This window comes from Dyella choica, assembly GCF_003977665.1.
GTDB lineage: Bacteria > Pseudomonadota > Gammaproteobacteria > Xanthomonadales > Rhodanobacteraceae > Dyella_B > Dyella_B choica.
The window spans coordinates 345,885-363,534 of the sequence record NZ_RYYV01000003.1 but is presented as its reverse complement, the minus strand read 5'-3'; the positions used below and the strand labels follow the sequence as shown (position 1 = coordinate 363,534).

Genomic DNA, 17,650 nt, shown 5'->3' with positions numbered 1-17,650 from the left:
GTAGAGGAACGGGCATTTCATTCACTGCCGAGGCGATACATCTGGCCGGGCAGATCTTTTTGCGGAATGACAACTTCGACTAGCACGGGCTTGTCCTTGATCCCCGCGATGCGGGGCAGCGCGGCGACCAGCTCATCCACCTTTTCCACCCGGATGCCTTCCGCGCCGAAGGCCTTGGCCAGCGCGAGGTAGTCCCAACTGGGCAAGATGTCGAAGGCATCGAAGCGATGTTTCGGACCAGGCTGGAAAGCGGCCATGTCCACGTACACCTGCTCGATGGCGTAAACCTGGTTGCTCATCACGAAGATCACCGCATTGAGCTTATGGCGGGCCAGCGTAGACAGCGACTGGCAGACCATCATGAAGCCGCCGTCGCCAGCTACCGTCCAGACGCGTTTGCCGCTACCCAGCTGCGCGCCGGCTGCGGCGCCGGTCTCGAAGCCGATGCATTGCCAAGCCGCCGATGCGATGAAGCTGCCTTGAGACAGGCCGTAACAGTTGGTGGCGACGTACATCGCCGAACTGACGCCATAGGTCATCAGGATGTCCTTCAACAGCTTGTGCTCGTGCAGGAACTTCATCGTGTGTTCGAAGAACCGGTTGTAGGTGATGACTTGCGGCTTGTTGTCGTAGACCGGGTCGGAATTGCCCGCCCATGGCTGCGGATATTTGGGCTGCGGCGGTGCCTTGGCCTTGATCGGATACGCCTTGTCCGCCTTGAACTTCGCCAGCAGGGCCTGCATGAAATCCTGCATGCTCACGGCACCGTATTTGAAATAGCCGACACGCACGCCTGCGCTGTCCGCCAAAACCATGTCGGCGTACTTGCTCTCGATAAAAACGAGATAGTCGTCGGTAATGATCGTGCCAAGGGTCAGTACGCAGTCGGAAGCCTGGACGATTTCCTGCACCGATTCGATCGACGCGGCATCGGAATACGTGCCGATGAACTTGTCGCCCTTTTCGTCCAGCACGGTCTTGCCCAGTGTCGTGGTGGTATAAAGAAATCCGCTGGCCTCGATGAGCTGCTGCAGCAGCTCGGACAGGCCGAAACGCAAAACCTCCACGCCGGCGAAGATCAACGGCTGCTTCGCCTTGGTGATCTGCGTCCAGGCCTGATCCACCGCATTGCGTAGCGCCAATTCCGAACTGTGGGTAATGCGCGGCTTGAGCGGCGTCTTCGGCGGATGGGTACAGGGCTGGCCCCAGACCTCCTTGTAGCAGGCGATATACACGGGACGCTTATGCGTGATCGCGTCAATCAGCAATTCGTCGATCTGCTCGGCGGCCCCCGCGTTGGTGCTGAGCGTGATCGCCCGGACAGTAACGTTCTCGTAGACCTTCCGGTCTGCATCAAGGTCGCCGGTGGAATGGTGGAACAGCACGTCATACATGTCCGTGATGTCACGCATGTCGGCGCCGGGCGTAGCGCTGATCACCACGATGGGACTGCGTTCGACCCAGGCGCCGGCAATGGCGTTGAGCGCACTGAAAGTGCTCACGCCGAATTGCAGCGATACCGCTGCAAGGCCGCGACTGCGCGCGTAAGCATCGGCGGCGTAAGCGGCATCCAGTTCGTTGATCGCACCGATCGTGTTGATGCCGTCGAAGTGCTCCAGCGCCTGGGTGAAGTGCTTCACGTAGTCGCCGGGAATCTGGAATACATCCGTAACATTCAGCTGCTTGAGCCGGGTCAGCAGGTAGTCGGCGACAGTGAAGCCGGTACCCGCGGCCGGACCTGCAGCGAACAGCGACTTCTTCGAAATGTTGCTGTGTGTCATGGCACCTCCCCTGGCCAGCCCCTGCCGTCATAAGCACGATCGAGTAGCTTCAAAGCCATCGCATCACCCCTTCAATGAACGCCCTTTCCTGGGGAAGGTTTGCCAGCTGGATCGGCCACGCTTGCAATGCGCACCGCTGCCGCATGCTTGATCGGCAATGAAGCTCCGCCATTCGCCCGCGCGCGGCTGACCGCACCCACGGCGTAACCTCACCGCCATGCGCAATCACGCCTGCAACCAAAACACACGCTGGAACAGCTCTAGGACGAATGACGCCGCTTTCTGTGCCGCATGAATCCCTGCCCCTGTTTCCTGTGAAAACCTCAATCACCCGTCACATTGCGCAGACGGATTCGCTGAGTGTGCGATCGGATATGTGACGACCATGTCTTTTCAAAGTTATTCTTGCGCTTAGGCTGGGATGACCATCCCGGTCTGCTCGCTGCTTGCGCGAACATGGCGAGCCGACATTGTCAGCATCACTGCGTAAGGCCAATCCGGACATGACGTCAATCAGGCCTTCCCTGCGCTAGGTGATGTGACAGACGGGCGGACAACTTCCCCAAAAATGCATGCAGCTTTTGCCGGACGAAAATGCTTTGCACAAACCTGATGCGTACCGATATGATCCCTTCAGGTGCCAGGGGAAAAGCGGACGCACCGCATGACAACGGTCCAGCCGCCGGGGGGCGCTGGTCTTGTCTTGAACAGCTTTCATCCAAGGGAAGTCATTCCTGCAAGGGGGCAAGGAATGTGGAAACGACACGGTTGGTCGATGCTGTGGCAGGCAACGGTGACAGTGGGCTACCTCGCCCTCTATGCACTGATTCGTCCGCTATCGGATGCCCACTGGCAACTTACGGCCGGGCTTCGCCTTGGCCTTCTGCTGCTGCTTCCTTATCGCTACTGGCTCGCCTTGGTGATCGCAGATACGGCCGCCAGCGCGTACCAGAGTTATCTCGACGCACCCCGATTTGGCGTTCCGTGGGCGATCGCCAGTAGCCTGCCCCTGATAGCCTTCGCCATGCCGGTGGTCTGGCTGTGCCGGGAGAAGCTGGCCCTATTCCCTTCCCGGCGGCTGGTCAACTTTCCCATCCTGCTGCTCTGCGCGCTGCTGGTTTCGGCCATCTGGTCGCTGGTCAAGCAGGGAGCCATGGTTCTGGCCAAGAGTCCGGGCGTCGAAATCACGCCGATGATATTGATCTACCTGTTTGTCGGCGCTTACGTCGCCCTGCTGACGACCATTCCCTGGGTGGTCATCGCCAAGCTAGATTACCGCCCGGGGACACCGTGGAAACGGCTGCGCGGGTTCATACAAGGCTCTTTGGCGCTGGAAGCCGCCGGCCTGCTGATACCCATGCAGCTGATCTTGTCGTGGCTTGCCTTCCACGCCAATGAGCAAAAGCCGGTCTACTGCCTTTTCATGTTCATGCCTGTCGCTTGGCTTACCCTCAAGCACGGCTGGCGTGCCGCGGTGCTTGGCGGAACCTTCGTGGTCGCCTGCATCTGCGTGTTGATGAATTACGACACGCCGGACCCGATGGTCTTGCAGGTACAGGCAATCATCGCGTTCGCTATCACCTGCCTCATTGCGATGGGCGCCCGTATCTCGGCCATGCATCAGCGGGAGGAACGGGAACGCATCGACGTCAAACGAGCGATGCGACTGGCCAGACAGAGCCTTTACGTGGGCGAGATGCGCCTGCGCCAGGCATCGGAAACCCTGGAACACGTCAACGGCGAATTGCAGCTCAGCCAGAACCGCCTGCTTCATCGATTCCAGGTGATGCTGCCGGCCAACGAAAGCCGCATGTATTCCAAGCAGGCTGCGACCTTGCGGGACAAGGTGCAGCAAATCGCCGCCACCATGCATCCGATCGCCTGGCGGCGCAAGGATTTACCCGCGGCGCTGCGCGAAAACATCGGCGATGTCCTGAATGCGGCAGGCATTGCCTACAGCTACCAGATCAGGGGCCGCGGCTTTGGCTTCGGCATGCACTCATCGAACCTGCATACTGCGATCTACCGGCTGGCGTGCGAATCGGTGGTCTATATTTGTACGCATATGCGCTGCTCCCATCTGCGCCTGACCTTGCGCGGGGTCGAGATCGGCGATCATCGCCTGGTGGTGCTGCGCGTCGAAGGGGCGCTGGGCTCATCCGCCTTTGGCGCCCTTCTGTTTGTAGAGGGCGAGCGCGACCGGCTGGCGCAAAAACTGGGAGCCACCCGGCTGGAACTGGTCGAACTGAAGGACCACGCAAACCTGTTCAACGGCGAGCTGCATACCCGCATCAAGGGGGACAAATTGCGCCTCACGTTCCTGCTGCATGACATCCCTGAAATGGAGCAGGAACGCTTGTCCACGATGCCCCCCCCGTTGCGCCTTTGGGCTCATTAGTCGTGCCAGGCAAGCCTAGCGTCATGCTTTGGCAATGGCATGAAACGGCATGGGCGGTGGCGTACCCTCCGCCGGCAGCCCACCGATCGCCATATCCCGCACGGCACGGGCAAGTATCACGCCCCTGACAAACGCCTCCTTGGCCGGGCTGGGGTTGTCCGGCGCCTGCACCACGGCAAGAAAGAAGGTGTCATAGAGGCTGCGCAGTTTTCCGGCGTACGCCTCGTTGATGATGTCGGCGTCGGCCTTGGATGCATTCGGCATAGGGTGCTCCCTGTCGTTGATAGGCCGAGATTTATACACCAGCTGCACAGGCTGAGCGTCTGCTCGCTGCATTTCGCCAGTCGCCGCGCACTTTTCATGCGAATTTGTCTGGCCCTGGACCACCCTTCCCTGCTGGGTGTTCGGCGTAACCGATCCGATCGAACGGTTTTCTTGCCTGATGCTGCGCAACTCGCCGACCGGGGGTTGCGTTCCCGCCCTGCTGCGCCGACCTTACCGGCAAGCTGCGCCGCGGCCAGCCGTTGCCGGCCACCAGCCGTCTGCACAAGACGGCGGAGATGGGGCCGCAGGTCGACGACGACTACCTGTATCGCGTGGTCGATGCGCTCGACGAGGTAGCCGAGGAAACCGGCAAAAGCGTGCCGCAGATCGCACTGAAATGGCTATTGCAGCGCCCCACCGTTGCCACCGTGGTAATCGGTGCGCGCAATGAGGAACAGCTGCGGCACAACCTGGGCGCAGTGGGCTGGGAGCTTTCCCCAGAGCAGGTGACGAAGCTCGACCAGGCCAGCGCGGTGACGCCTGTCTACCCCTATTGGCATCAGCGTGGATTTGCAGATCGCAATCCGCCGCCGGTTTGAACCAGGCGCGCGCTTCGCTCGCGTCACCCCACCCCAACCCTCCCCTGCTTGCAGGGGAGGGAGCCCGATGCAGCCAACTTATCGATTCCGCCTTGAGCAGGCTTTTTGGCGAGACCTACGGCGCAAGACTGAAAGATCGTCGATCACCAGGGCACTGGTGATTGCAGACTGACTACTGCCTCATCTGCTTGTTTACGTCGCCGGCACCGAGGTTTCCAAGCTCTGACGGGTACTTGTTGTCCTTGGTCGTCGAATTCGACGAGGAACTGACGAAGTAGCCGTTCTGATCGAACACCAGCACCGTGGAGACGGACTTTTCCACGTGCTTGGGAATCTGCGAACCGGTGGTCGGCATGCCGTCCCCGGTTACCTCCTGATGCTTGCTTACGTATTGCAACTGCTGGCCGCCATCCGAGGTATGGGTGACCAGGAACGGTTGGCCCAAAGCCGCCTCGGCCTGAGCGACGGTGGTCACGCCAGGCTGGAATGAAGCTATCGCCGTGGGGTCGACCTTGGTCCCGCTGGTAGTGGCACATCCTGCAAGCAATACCGCAACCGCCATGACTGCAACAGCCTTGTTCATCTTTACCCCCCTTTTCTTCCTGAGATTGGTTCCTGCGTCGAATATCCTCGGCGAACATCGGGTGTCCACGCACCTGTATGAAGTCATGCGTCCAAACCAATAGCCTCGGGCAGTTCAAAAATCGAGAGCCAATCACCGCGAAAATGTTCGCCATGGGTTCTAGGGTGCAAACCGGGGGCCAGGCCTGTACCCGCCCCTCCCAGCGCGCGCCACGGGGATGGACCCGAGATAGCCGGTAAAGCCATCAAGGGTTTAGCCGATACATTGACAAAGTCACTGCAGCAATGCCTCATTGACCGGCATGGGTTCACGTTTCCTGCACTTCGCGTACCTACTGATAGGTGATCCATAGCGGCAATTTGGTGGCCATGAGCCTGAGCCTTCCCATCCCAGTCATTGCCTCCAAAGAGCCGGAAAATACGGCCTGGCTCGGCTGCCTGATCGAGGCCGAAACACCCGGCGAAGTCTGCACGCTGATCGAGACACTGCTGCATGCTCAGCCCCATTGCCTCAAGGCAAGGGTGCTGATGCCCGGCAATCCGGAACAACAGGGTGGCGCCGACGCGCCCGACGCCGAGGAAATCGCGCTGGCCCAGGGCGCGTTGCTGGCTGCCGACGGCGTGTACCTCTCAGCCGACGGCAGACGCTATGCGCTGGTCCTGCTCCCGGCACAGCACGTGGTGCTGCTGCTCAGCCTGACCATCGAGGGCTCGGCCAAGGCGCTGCTCGCCAAGATGGGCTCGTATCTGCAATTGGGGATACGCCAGCTGCATCACACGATCAAGCTGGCGCAACTGCACGACTCGCACAACCAGCTCGAGCATTCGGAAAATTTGCAGCGGGCGCTGTTCTCGATCTCCGAGCTTTCCAGCTCGAACCTGGACATGCCGGACATGCTGCGGGAGATCCATCGCATCGTCAGCGGCCTGATGTATGCGGAAAACTTCTTCATCGTCCGTCACTACTCACAGCGCGCTTGCATGCGTTTCCTGTATTACGCGGACACTCAAGACCAGAACCAGCCCGAAACCAATCGCGATATCCGCATGGATGACCGGCAGCACACGCTGACCTGGTACCTGCTTAGCCGCGGCAAGCCGCTGATGGGCACCAACGAGCAACTGCAGCAGCAGGTAAGCGGCCCGCTTTTGATTGCAGGCCCCGACAGCGACGACTGGCTGGGCGTGCCGATGCTGCGCAATGGCGAGGTGCATGGCGCGCTGGTGGTGCAAAGCTACGGAACCGGCATTGTCTATTCGCGCGACGATCTGGCCCTGCTGGAGTTCGTCGGCAACCACATCCTCACCGCACTGGAGCGCAAGGAAAGCAAGGACGAACTCGAACAGCGCGTGCGCCAGCGCACGCAGGAGCTGGCCGAAGTCAACCGCGGTTTGCGCCAGGAGGTGCGCGAACGGCATCGTGCCGAACGCTTGCAGGAAGCCCTGTTCCAGGTAGCGCAGCTGGCCACCGCCGACATCGACGAGAACACTTTCTACGAGCGCGTGCATGTAGTGGTGGGGCGCTTGCTGGATGCCAAGAATTTCTTCATCGCCCTGCTGAGTGACGATCGTGCCAAACTGGAATTCCCGTATTACATGGATTCCGGTGTGCGCCACCAGCTGTCGCGACCGGTCGGCCGCGGCATGAGCGAATACGTGCTGCGCCGCGGCCAGGCGTGGTCGGGGACGGGTGAAGACATCAGAGCGCTGACGCGCTCGGGCGAAGTAGTGCCGCACCACATCGGCGAACCTTCCGCCTGTTGGCTGGGCGTGCCGCTGAAGGTGGACGAGGCGGTGATCGGCTTGATCGCCGTTCAAAGCTACGAAACGCATTCCGCCTATGGCGCTCCCGAGCAGGAGTTGCTGAGTTTCGTCGCCTTGCAGATCGCCAACAGCATTTATCGCCGCCGTTCCGCTGCCGCCCTGCATCTGGCCAACCTGCGGCTCGAGCATCGTGTGGAAGAACGCACGCGCGAGCTGCGCGCCGAAATCCAGCGGCGCGAACAGATGCAGCAGCAGCTGCATCACCAGGTGATGCACGATCCGCTCACCGGCCTGCCCAACCGCGGCTACCTGCGCGAGCGGCTCGACCGCGTGCTCAACCGCATCCAGAGCGATCCGAACCGCCGCTGCGCACTGCTGTACATCGACGTCGATCGCTTCAAGGTCATCAACGACAGCCTGGGCCATCTGGCCGGCGACGAATTCCTGAAGGCAGTCGCGGTACGGCTGCTTACGCACGTGCGCGAACCTGACATGGTGGCGCGGCTCTCCGGCGACGAATTCGCCATCCTGTTGGAGCAGATCGAAAACATCGATACCGCCACCATCATTGCCGACCGCGTGCTGCAGGCCGTGGCGATGCCGCTGCGCATCTCCGGCAAGGAACTCGAACCTTCGGTGAGCGTGGGCATCGCCTGTGGCGATGACAGTTATCTGGACGCGGACGAATTGATCCGCGACGCCGACATGGCGCTGTACCAGGCCAAGGAGCTGGGTCGCAAACGCTTCGCGGTATTCGACGAAGCGCTGGCCAAAGGCATGGTGGACGTGCTGGCGATGGAAAGCGAATTGCGCAAGGCCTTGCGGCAGAATGAATTCGAGCCGTATTTTCAGCCGATCTGCCGTCTCGGCGACGGCAAGGTAGTGGGCTACGAAGCGTTGATCCGCTGGAACCACCCGCAGCGCGGACTGCTGCGGCCGCTGGATTTCATAAAGATCGCCGAGGACAGCGGGCTGATCGAGGCGATCGACTGGCGCCTGTTCGAACTTAGTTGCCGGCTGCTGGCGCAGCTAGGCTCGGTCGACCTGTTCATTACCTTCAACGTGTCGGCCTTGCATCTGCGCCATGCCGATTTCGACGTGCGCATCCTGAAGATGCTCGAACGCACCGGCCTGGCGCCCTCCCGGCTGGTCACCGAAGTCACGGAAGGGGCGCTGCTGGACAATCCCGAAAGCGTGCGCGCCGTACTCGATCGCCTGCGCAGCGTGGGGGTAGGCGCCGCGCTGGACGATTTCGGCACCGGCTACTCGTCATTGAGCTACCTGCACTCCCTGCCCTTGCGCATGCTCAAGATCGATCGCGCCTTCGTGCATGAACTGGACAAGGCCGGCAGCAGCAACAGCACCACAGTGGTGGCGGCGATTCTTGCGCTGGCGCATGCGCTCAATATCCAGGTCATCGCCGAAGGTATCGAGACACAGGCGCAGCGAGAGGCGCTGATGAGCATGGGCTGCGAGATGGGACAAGGGTACTTGCTGGGCAGCCCGGCCCCGATGGCGCACTGGACGACGAAGAAGGATTGACGTTTTCCCCAACTGCGTACACGCGTCATTCCGGCGAATGCCGCAATGACGACCAGAAGGGGAGCGAGTGAACGGGACCTAAGGGGTCAGACTTTCAGCTTGCCACGATCGTGATGACGTTCGTGCTGGTGCTTTTCCTTTACTTCGCGCAGCAGCTCTAGGACGTGTGCGCGCTGTTCGCGACGCTTCTGCTCCTGGGCAGCCAGCAGTTCCTGCCGCCGCGTCATGTGCGCCGGAGCTTGCGTGGTTTTCTTCGCCGTCGCATTGACCAGATGGTTGAAGTAATTCGACCACGTGCGGAGATGCCATAAAGAATGGATTGAGCCTGGGGTGTTCATGGAACGGCCTCAACACTGACGGAATGCCCGCGGCAGCACTTCGCGGCCGGGACAATTAATGTGCGCCAGGCTTCGTTAGTGCCCCGTAATGCGCCACATTAGGAATTGGTAACGGACACAGAACATCCGTTCAGGTGGCTCAGGCCTGTACGCGCCGGTCGTCCATGGCCTTGGTGATGGCTTCCGCCAGGTCCGTGCGGTCGTACGGTTTGGTCAGGCGCGTAGCGCCATCGCTGAGGTCGGCCGGAATTTCCGCGTAACCGGTCGCCAGCACCACGGGAAGCGCCGGCCAGCGGATGTTGACCTCCTCCACCAGTTGCGCGCCAGTCATGCCGGGCATGGCATGGTCAGTAATCAGCAGATCCACATCATCCTGGTTTTCCAGCAGCTGCAGCGCTTCTTCCGCCGACGCCAGTTCGATCACCCGGTGGCCCTGATCCTGCAGCACCGCGCCGGTGATGTTCAGAACGAGCGGATCGTCATCCACCACCACGATATGCAGACTGCACGACGAATACACGGGTTGCGTCGGGAACGATATCGGCTTGCCGGCCGGCGCGGTGGTTTGCGCTTGCACGCTCGGCAACCACATTTCCACGCGTGTGCCGAAGCCCTTGCTGCTCTTGATCACCAGGCGCCCGCCCGACTGCTCGGCCAGGCCATGCACCATCGACAGCCCCAGGCCGGTACCTTTGCCCACGCCTTTGGTAGTGAAGAAGGGTTCGGTAGCCTTGACCAGGGTTTCCTCGTCCATCCCCGTGCCTTCGTCAGTGACGGAAAGGCAGACATAGTCGCCAGGCTCCAGGCGAGTGGAGTGGGTGGTGTCGATGGTGATATTGCGTGCGGCAATGGTCAGCGCGCCGCCCTCCGGCATCGCGTCGCGTGCGTTCACGGCGAGGTTCATCAGCGCCAGCTCCAGCTGGTTCGCATCGGCCTTCACCGCATTGAGCGCCTCCGGGAACAAGGTGGTGATATGCACCAACGGCCCCAGCGATCGGCGCAGCAGCTCGGTCATGTTCGCTACCAGCGAAACGATGTCGACCCGCGCCACGCGCAGCTCCTGCTTGCGCGCAAACGCCAGCATGCGTTGCGTCAAGGCGGCCCCTCGCTTGACCGCCGACTGCGCGTTCTGGACCAGCCTGCGCAACTGCGAATCCTGCGGAAGCTTCAGATCCACCATGTCCAGGCAGCTCTGGATCACCATCAGCAGGTTGTTGAAATCATGCGCCACTCCGCCAGTGAGCTTGCCGACGGCCTCGGTCTTCTGCGATTGGAATAGTGCCTCGCGAGCGCGATCCAGCTCCACCGCCGCGTTGCGCTGCTCAGTTACATCGCGCGCGATCTTGGCGAAACCGACCAGCTCGCCGTCGTCACCCAGGATACGATCGACCACGACATGCGCCCTGAAGCGCGAGCCATCCTTGCGCACACGCCAACCTTCGCTTTCCACGCGTCCCTCGGTGGCGGCGCGCATCAGGTTGGCCTGCGGCAAGCCGGCCTCGCGATCGGCGTGCGTGTAGAACGCGGAAAAATGCTTGCCGATGATTTCTTCGGGCCGGTAGCCCTTGATGCGTTCGGCGCCAGGATTCCAGCTGGATACGTGGCCGTCCTTGTCCAACATGAAGATCGCGTAGTCGGTAATCGATTCGATCATCAAGCGATAGCGGTTTTCGTCGATCAAACTGCTTGAAACCGCGTTGGTTTTCAGGGAAAGGTTTGCCATGCACGTTCAGCCACAAATCGATTCAAATGTGAAAGACAGATCAATACCCCCACTTCGGCTCATCCTGCCTGCCGGCGGAAATGCCGAAAGCGTATTCATCAGCTCACAGCCAATTGTGTACCTCGCGCAAGCAATACGAAAGCCCTGCGCATAGATTTAAAGCAATTTGAAATCGAATCATGCGCCGTCCAAGCGTATCGAACGCATCCACTTCACAAGAAAACCACATAAAAAAAACGAATCGAAGGCGCTTCGGCGTCCTGCTGCCGGGATTGCCGTCCTAGACGACGCTCCGCTCTTACGTGCCCACGCCCAAGATCAGCATCAAAGCATGGTGCGCCTGCGCGTTCCTCGCCCTCACACCGGCAACGCCGTGGTGCGTTTTACCGTGCGCAACGCCAGCGTCGACTGCACCCGCACTACGCCCGGCAGCTGCGTGAGGATTTCTGTATGGATACGCTCGAAATCGACCGAGTCGGCATACGCCACGCGCACCATGTAATCGGCTGCGCCCGCAAGCAAACAGCATTCGGTGACTTCCGGATGTTTCTGGATCGCCTCCTCGAAGGCGTCCAGAGCGGCACGGCCCTGCTGGTCCAGCGTCACTAGTACGAAGGCGGTGCCCGACAGACCTGCCGCCTTTTCGTTCAACAGCATGACGTACCGGGAAATCAGGCCACGGTCTTCCAGCAGCTTTACCCGTCGTAGGCAGGCAGAAGGGGAAAGATTGATGCGCTGCGCCAAATCGGCATTGGCCAGGCGCCCGTCCTCCTGCAGCAGGCGAAGGATGGCGCGGTCACGGTCGTCCAGGAAGGGACTAGTCATAAATTCTGTCTTAAGGACGAAAATTAGAATTCAATGCGAAAAAAAGTCATGTCATATGCCGTAATGAGCGAGAAATTGCGTAAGACCTCGATCATACTGCGCGCCGCACGGCACACGGAAGGCCGGCACAGCAACCTACCCAAACATTTGTCGAGAGATCGAGTCATGCGCATCGGTGTACCGAAAGAGATCAAGAACCATGAATACCGGGTGGGCCTAGTCCCATCTTCTGTGCAGGAGCTGGTCCATCACGGCCATCAGGTGATGGTGCAGAAGGATGCAGGTGTGGGCGCTGGCCTGACAGATTCGGACTATGTGGCCGCAGGTGCGACCATCGTGGAAAGCGCCGACCAGATCTTTGCCGAAGCCGACATGATCGTGAAGGTGAAGGAGCCGCTGGCGGTGGAGCGCAAGAAGCTGCGCAAGGGCCAGATTCTCTTCACCTACCTGCATCTGGCGCCCGACGCCGAGCAGACTCACGACCTGATCGCCTCCGGTGCGATCTGCGTTGCCTATGAAACCGTTACTGCGTCCAACGGCTCGCTGCCGCTGTTGACGCCAATGTCCGAAGTGGCCGGCCGCCTCGCTCCCCAGGTCGGCGCGCATTCGCTGGAGAAGGCCCAGGGCGGCCGCGGCGTGCTGCTGGGCGGCGTGCCCGGCGTGCCGGCCGCCGAAGTGGTGATCCTTGGCGGCGGCGTGTCCGGTACGCACGCAGCCACCATCGCGGTGGGCATGGGCGCGAAGGTGACCGTGGTGGACCGCTCAGCGGAAGCGCTGAAGCGGCTGGCGACCCAGTTCGGCACCTCGATTTCCACGGTGTTCTCCACGCGTTCGGCGATCGAGGAACTGGTGCGCCGCGCGGATCTGCTGATCGGTACCGTGCTGGTTCCTGGCGCCGCGGCGCCCAAGCTGGTGACACACGAGATGGTCCGCACGATGAAGCCCGGCTCGGTGATCGTCGACGTCGCCATCGACCAAGGCGGCTGCGTGGAAACCTCGCACGCCACTACGCACTCCGATCCCACCTATGTGGTCGATGGCGTGGTGCACTATTGCGTGGCGAACATGCCGGGCGCCGTCGCTCGCACCTCCACTTTCGCGCTCAACAGCGTGACGCTGCCGTTCACCCTGGCTCTGGCCAACCACGGCTGGAAGAAGGCGCTGCAGCAGGACGTGCATCTGCGCAATGGCCTGAACGTGTTCGAAGGCAAGGTGACTTGCGAACCGGTGGCGCAGGCGCACAACCTGCCGTACGTGCCGGCGGAAACCGTGCTCGGCATGTAAGCTCCGATGCCCTGCCCCTCTCCCCATGCGGGAGAGGGGATGGTTGGCTTGCGTGCAAACCACGCCCAAAGCCGTTGTCGATTTTCCGCCATGCCGTTCGTCGCCCTAGCACCCCCTCTCACACGGAAGCTGCGCGATGAACCTGAAACTGTACGCCCATCCCTTTTCCTCCTACTGCCAAAAAGTGCTGATCGCGCTGTACGAGAACGACATCCCGTTCCAGTGGCGCGAACTGTCGAGCGAGCAGCCGCAGATCTACGCCGAATTCGCAGCCATGTGGCCGCTCAAGCGTTTCCCTGTGCTGATGGATGGCAACCGCGCGATCATGGAATCGAGCATCATCATCGAGCACCTGGAGCTGTACTATCCGGGGCCGGTATCCCTGCTGCCCGCCAATGCGCGCAATGCGCTGGAAGTGCGCAACCTGGACCGTTTCTTCGACTGCTATGTTTCCACGCCTATGCAGAAAATCGTCTTCGATGCATTGCGGCCTGAGAGTGAGCGTGATGTACGCGGCGTACATGAAGCGCGCGAGATGCTCGATGCCGCCTACGCCTGGTTGGACCAACATCTGGACGGATGCGAATGGGCTGCCGGCCATGCTTTCAGCCTGGCCGACTGCAGCGCAGCGCCATCCTTGTTCTATGCCGACTGGACGCATCGCATCGATCCGTCATTCACCAGGCTCATCGCCTATCGCAAGCGCTTGCTCGCGCGCTCTTCATTCGCGCGTGCCGTCGACGAGGCACGGCCCTATCGCTCGCTTTTTCCGCTGGGCGCGCCGGATCGCGATTGATCGGACTGTCGGACTGAAGTAGCGCAGTTCCTCCCCTACTTCGCGCAGGGGAGGGTCAATGGCCCCAAGCTCAGCTTTGCTTGGGGGCCGGTCTTGCCGCTTCGGCATTCTGCCTGCTGCTGCCTGCACGCGAGCCCGCGCCGCCCTGGCGCGAACTGCCGTGGCTGTGCTCGCCGCCCTTGCGGCCGATATCTGCCATGTGTTCACGATTTTCGCTGACGGCTTCGCCGCCTTTCTGGCCGATCGCGGACATGTGCTGGCGATTCTGGCTCACCGACTCACCGCCCTTGCGGCCTGCCAGACGTGCTTCTTCGGAGCTGAATTCATGCGCGTGGCCACTCTCATGCGCCGCGCGCCCACCTTGGCTGGCTATTTCCCGTTGCCGCGCTTCATCCATGCCGGCGAAGCCGCGCCCACCACCTCCACGATTGCTACCAGTCTTCTCATTGGCCATTGTCTTGACTCCTGATCGATACAGCGCACGACGGGCTAGCCCGTCGTACGGCCTGATCATGGCGAAGCTCATCTGTAGCGGAAGTCTCGATGCGGTGAAAAAGCCTTGCACGAAAAACACCGCGCAAACAGGGGTCTGTTTGCTACAAGGGTGCTGTACGGACGCTCGCCGTGCCGAACGAACTCATCCAGATTGGAAGCGGCAGATCCGGCGAATGGACATCAGGCAGCCTTGCGCAACCGCAGCGCGTTGCCCACGACTGACACCGACGACAAGCTCATCGCCAGTGCCGCCACCATCGGCGAGAACGTGATGCCGGACAACGGATACAGCACCCCTGCTGCCAATGGCACGCCAAGCGCGTTGTAGATAAACGCAAAGAACAGGTTCTGCCGGATATTGCGCACCGTTTCCTTCGACAGCTTGCGTGCACGCAGGATACCGCCCAGTTGCCCTTTCACGAGCGTAAGCTGCGCGGTTTCGATCGCTACGTCGGTGCCATGCCCCATGGCAATGCCGATATCTGCCGCGGCCAGAGCGGGGGCATCGTTGATGCCATCGCCGGCCATGGCGACGCGTCGCCCCTGCTCGCGCAGGCTTTCGATCACCGCGGCCTTGCCGGCGGGCGAGACGCCGGCATGCACCTCGTCGATCGCCAGTTCACGCGCCACGGCATGCGCCGTAATGGCGTGGTCGCCGGTAAGCATCACGATGCGCAAGCCCCTGGCTTTCAAATCCTGCAAGGCGCGCGGCGTGTCCGGCTTGATGCGGTCGCTCACGCCGAACCAGCCGGCCAGCTTGCCGTCGATGCCGAGAAACATCACTGTTGCGCCCTGCTGGCGCAAGTCATCTGCCCTGGCCAGGGTTTCGGTCGCCAGCGGCAGGCCTGAGCGCTCCATCAGCCGCGCATTGCCCAATACCAGTCGATGCTGCTGCGTCCTGCCGCTGACACCTCCACCGACGTGGGCTTCGAAATCGTGAACGGCTTGCAGGTGCACACCGGCTTCCTCGGCCGCAGCCGTGATCGCTTTACCAAGCGGATGCTCACTGGCCTGCTCCAGGCTGGCCGCCAGGCCGAGCAGGTGTTCGCGTGAGTGCTGATCGAGCGGCTGTACCGAGATCAACACAGGCCTGCCTTCGGTCAGCGTGCCGGTCTTGTCCAGCACCAGGGTGTCGACCTCGCGCATCGCTTCGATCGCCGCGGCATCCTTGAACAACAACCCCTGCTGCGCGGCGCGCCCGCTCGCCACCATGATCGAGATCGGCGTCGCCAGCCCCAGCGCACAGGGGCAAGCGATGATGAGCACGGATACCGCCGCAATCAGCGCATGCGCCAGGCGCGGCTCCGGCCCCCACCAGGCCCACCCCGCAAAAGCAAGCACGGCCGCCGCGATCACGGCCGGCACGAACCACGCCGCCACGCGGTCGGCCACGCGTTGCAGCGGCGCCTTGCTGCGTTGCGCCTGCGCCACCTGCGCGACGATCTGCGCAAGCACGGTGGCCGCGCCGACTTGCTCCACCCGCATGGTGAGTGCGCCCTGGCTGTTGAGCGTGCCGCCGGTGAGCGGATCGCCCGGCGCTTTCGGCACCGGCATAGGCTCGCCGCTTAGCATGGCCTCGTCCACCTGGCTGCGGCCGCTCAACACCACGCCGTCTACCGGCACTTTTTCACCGGGACGGATGCGCAACTCGTCGCCCACCTGCACTTCATCCAGCGGCACGTCGAGCTCGACTCCCTGCGCCAGGCGCCGTGCGGTTTTCGGCACCAGGCCCAACAACGCCTTCAATGCCGCGCCCGTGCGCCGCCGTGCGCGCCATTCCAGGAAATCACCCAGCGTCACCAGTGTGACGATCACTGCCGCGGATTCAAAATAGACGCCCACATGGCCGTGCGTATCGCGAAAGCCCCTTGGAAAAATCGACGGCTGCAGAAACGCCAGCATGCTGTACAACCACGCAACGCCCGTGCCCACGGAGATCAGCGTGTACATGTTCGGCTGCCATGGCATGAGCGAACGCCAGCCGCGAGCGAAAAACGGCGCGCCGCCCCATAGCACCACCACGCTGGCCAGCGCAGCTTCCACCCAGCTAGCCGCAGTAGGTGCGTGCAAGCCCGCATGCGGCAGCATCGCCAACAGGAATACCGGTAGCGTCAATGCGACCAGCAACCACAAGCGGCGCGACATGGCGCGCACTTCGCCGGCATCGTCGTGGTCGAGGCTGGGCATCATCGGTTCCAGCGCCATGCCGCATTGGGGGCAATCGCCAGGGTGATCCTGCTGCACTTCCGGGTGCATCGGGCAGGTGTAGATCGCGCCACGTACAGGCGCTTGGGGCGCACGTTGTTGCTGCAAGTACATCCCCGGATTGGCCACGAATTTCTGGCGGCAACTCGCCGCGCAGAAGTGATAGGTGTGCCCGTCGTGCTCCGCATGATGCGGCGTGGCGGCCGGGTCGACCGTCATGCCGCATACCGGGTCCTTGATGGCGGCCTCCGCGTGAGCATGCGCATGCATGGCCACCCTGACAGGCACAGGCTGCGCGTAACGCGCTGGCTCCGCGTCGAACTTTGCCTTGCAGCCTGCGCAGCAGAAGTAGAACGTCTTGCCGGCGTAATCGCTGCAGTGCTTCGCATCAAGCGTATCCACGCTCATGCCGCAAATCGGATCGCGAGCCTGGCTTTCCGCCTGGTGGCAGCACGAACTGTGTGCGCTCATGCCTGCGGCTCCTCATCAGCCAACGCACGCAGGATCGGGCAGTGCTCCGGATCGCCATGCCCCGGGCAAACCTCGATCAACTGCTGCAAGCCCGTACGAATGCGCATGAGTTCGGCAATGCGCGCTTCGATGCCAGCGAGCCGTTGTTCTGCACGCTTGCGTATCGCTTTCACACCGCCACGGCGATCGCTGGACAACGCCAGCAGATCTCGGATTTCCTCCAGCGTGAAGCCGAGCTCCTTGGCGCGGCGAATGAAACGCAGCTGCTTGATCGCCGTTTCGTTGTAACTGCGGTAGCCGGAGGCACGGCGCAGCGGCTCGGGCAGCAAGCCTTCACGCTCGTAGAAGCGGATGGTGTCGATGGGAACGCCGGCGCGCTTGGCGACGGTACCGATGGTGAGGGAGAGGGTTGGCGTGTTCATGGGATAAGTCTAGACCCTTTATCAAGGTTCAGGGTCAAGCGCTTTTTTTTCACTTCATCGCAGGGAGCGGCCTGCGGGCGTCCCGGAAGTCACCCCGTCATTGAAATTTTAAAGGTTGGGGCCGCACGCTTCGGGGCGGCACTGTATGCGCGTCTGGCGGC

General features: G+C 61.8%; 13 protein-coding genes and 1 pseudogene. 5 read left to right on the top strand and 9 right to left on the bottom strand.

From position 1 onward, the window contains the following. Positions 1-17: 17 nt before the first annotated feature. Positions 18-1,781 carry an alpha-keto acid decarboxylase family protein gene (locus EKH80_RS06030; RefSeq protein WP_126683817.1) on the bottom strand — a complete coding sequence of 588 codons (1,764 nt, stop codon included), beginning with the start codon at positions 1,779-1,781 and terminating at the stop codon, positions 18-20. Between the two features lie 751 nt (positions 1,782-2,532). Between EKH80_RS06030 and EKH80_RS06025 the strand changes: the two genes are divergently transcribed. After that, the gene (locus EKH80_RS06025; RefSeq protein ID WP_158628762.1) at positions 2,533-4,179 is read left to right on the top strand and encodes an MASE1 domain-containing protein; all 1,647 of its coding nucleotides are present in this window, start codon (positions 2,533-2,535) and stop codon (positions 4,177-4,179) included. Positions 4,180-4,200: 21 nt separating this feature from the next. On the opposite strand, the gene EKH80_RS06020 is transcribed toward EKH80_RS06025, so the two are convergent. Next, a complete protein-coding gene (locus EKH80_RS06020; protein WP_126683815.1) occupies positions 4,201-4,443 on the bottom strand; it encodes a hypothetical protein in 243 nt (80 codons plus the stop codon). Between the two features lie 230 nt (positions 4,444-4,673). On the opposite strand from EKH80_RS06020, the pseudogene EKH80_RS06015 reads away from it, so the two are divergent. Continuing rightward, positions 4,674-5,042: pseudogene (locus EKH80_RS06015) on the top strand (aldo/keto reductase); the annotation flags it as partial. 172 nt (positions 5,043-5,214) lie between these two features. Here the strand turns inward: EKH80_RS06015 and EKH80_RS06010 are convergent. Continuing rightward, positions 5,215-5,625 carry an outer membrane protein assembly factor BamE gene (locus EKH80_RS06010; protein WP_126683814.1) on the bottom strand — a complete coding sequence of 137 codons (411 nt, stop codon included), beginning with the start codon at positions 5,623-5,625 and terminating at the stop codon, positions 5,215-5,217. Between the two features lie 368 nt (positions 5,626-5,993). Here EKH80_RS06010 and EKH80_RS06005 point away from each other — a divergent pair, with 368 nt between their 5' ends. Then, a complete protein-coding gene (locus EKH80_RS06005; protein ID WP_126683813.1) occupies positions 5,994-8,930 on the top strand; it encodes a bifunctional diguanylate cyclase/phosphodiesterase in 2,937 nt (978 codons plus the stop codon). Positions 8,931-9,016: 86 nt separating this feature from the next. Here the strand turns inward: EKH80_RS06005 and EKH80_RS06000 are convergent, their stop codons facing one another. The 3 genes from EKH80_RS06000 to EKH80_RS05990 all read right to left on the bottom strand — a co-directional run bounded on the left by EKH80_RS06000 (position 9,017) and on the right by EKH80_RS05990 (position 11,816). Then, positions 9,017-9,268 carry a hypothetical protein gene (locus EKH80_RS06000; protein ID WP_126683812.1) on the bottom strand — a complete coding sequence of 84 codons (252 nt, stop codon included), beginning with the start codon at positions 9,266-9,268 and terminating at the stop codon, positions 9,017-9,019. A 139-nt stretch (positions 9,269-9,407) separates the two neighbouring features. Further along, complete coding sequence (locus tag EKH80_RS05995) at positions 9,408-10,991, bottom strand: PAS domain-containing sensor histidine kinase (RefSeq protein WP_126683811.1); 1,584 nt, start codon at positions 10,989-10,991, stop codon at positions 9,408-9,410. 357 nt (positions 10,992-11,348) lie between these two features. Further along, complete coding sequence (locus EKH80_RS05990; RefSeq protein WP_126683810.1) at positions 11,349-11,816, bottom strand: Lrp/AsnC family transcriptional regulator; 468 nt, start codon at positions 11,814-11,816, stop codon at positions 11,349-11,351. Between the two features lie 48 nt (positions 11,817-11,864). Here EKH80_RS05990 and ald point away from each other — a divergent pair, with 48 nt between their 5' ends. Together ald and EKH80_RS05980 are read left to right on the top strand one after the other, a co-directional pair. Next, the gene (ald, locus tag EKH80_RS05985) at positions 11,865-13,100 is read left to right on the top strand and encodes an alanine dehydrogenase (RefSeq protein ID WP_230473448.1); all 1,236 of its coding nucleotides are present in this window, start codon (positions 11,865-11,867) and stop codon (positions 13,098-13,100) included. Positions 13,101-13,236: 136 nt separating this feature from the next. Beyond that, complete coding sequence (locus EKH80_RS05980; RefSeq protein WP_126683809.1) at positions 13,237-13,896, top strand: glutathione S-transferase family protein; 660 nt, start codon at positions 13,237-13,239, stop codon at positions 13,894-13,896. A 70-nt stretch (positions 13,897-13,966) separates the two neighbouring features. Here the strand turns inward: EKH80_RS05980 and EKH80_RS05975 are convergent, their stop codons facing one another. From EKH80_RS05975 to EKH80_RS05965, 3 genes are all read right to left on the bottom strand, one after another. Further along, positions 13,967-14,350 (bottom strand): KGG domain-containing protein, encoded by a 384-nt coding sequence (locus EKH80_RS05975; protein WP_126683808.1) that lies wholly within the window; start codon positions 14,348-14,350, stop codon positions 13,967-13,969. Positions 14,351-14,571: 221 nt separating this feature from the next. Next, positions 14,572-17,067, bottom strand: coding sequence for a heavy metal translocating P-type ATPase (locus EKH80_RS05970; RefSeq protein ID WP_126683807.1), 2,496 nt, complete (start codon positions 17,065-17,067; stop codon positions 14,572-14,574). After that, positions 17,064-17,489 (bottom strand): heavy metal-responsive transcriptional regulator, encoded by a 426-nt coding sequence (locus EKH80_RS05965; protein WP_126683806.1) that lies wholly within the window; start codon positions 17,487-17,489, stop codon positions 17,064-17,066. Before EKH80_RS05965 ends, EKH80_RS05970 begins: the two co-directional genes overlap by 4 nt. Between the last annotated feature and the right edge of the window lie 161 nt (positions 17,490-17,650).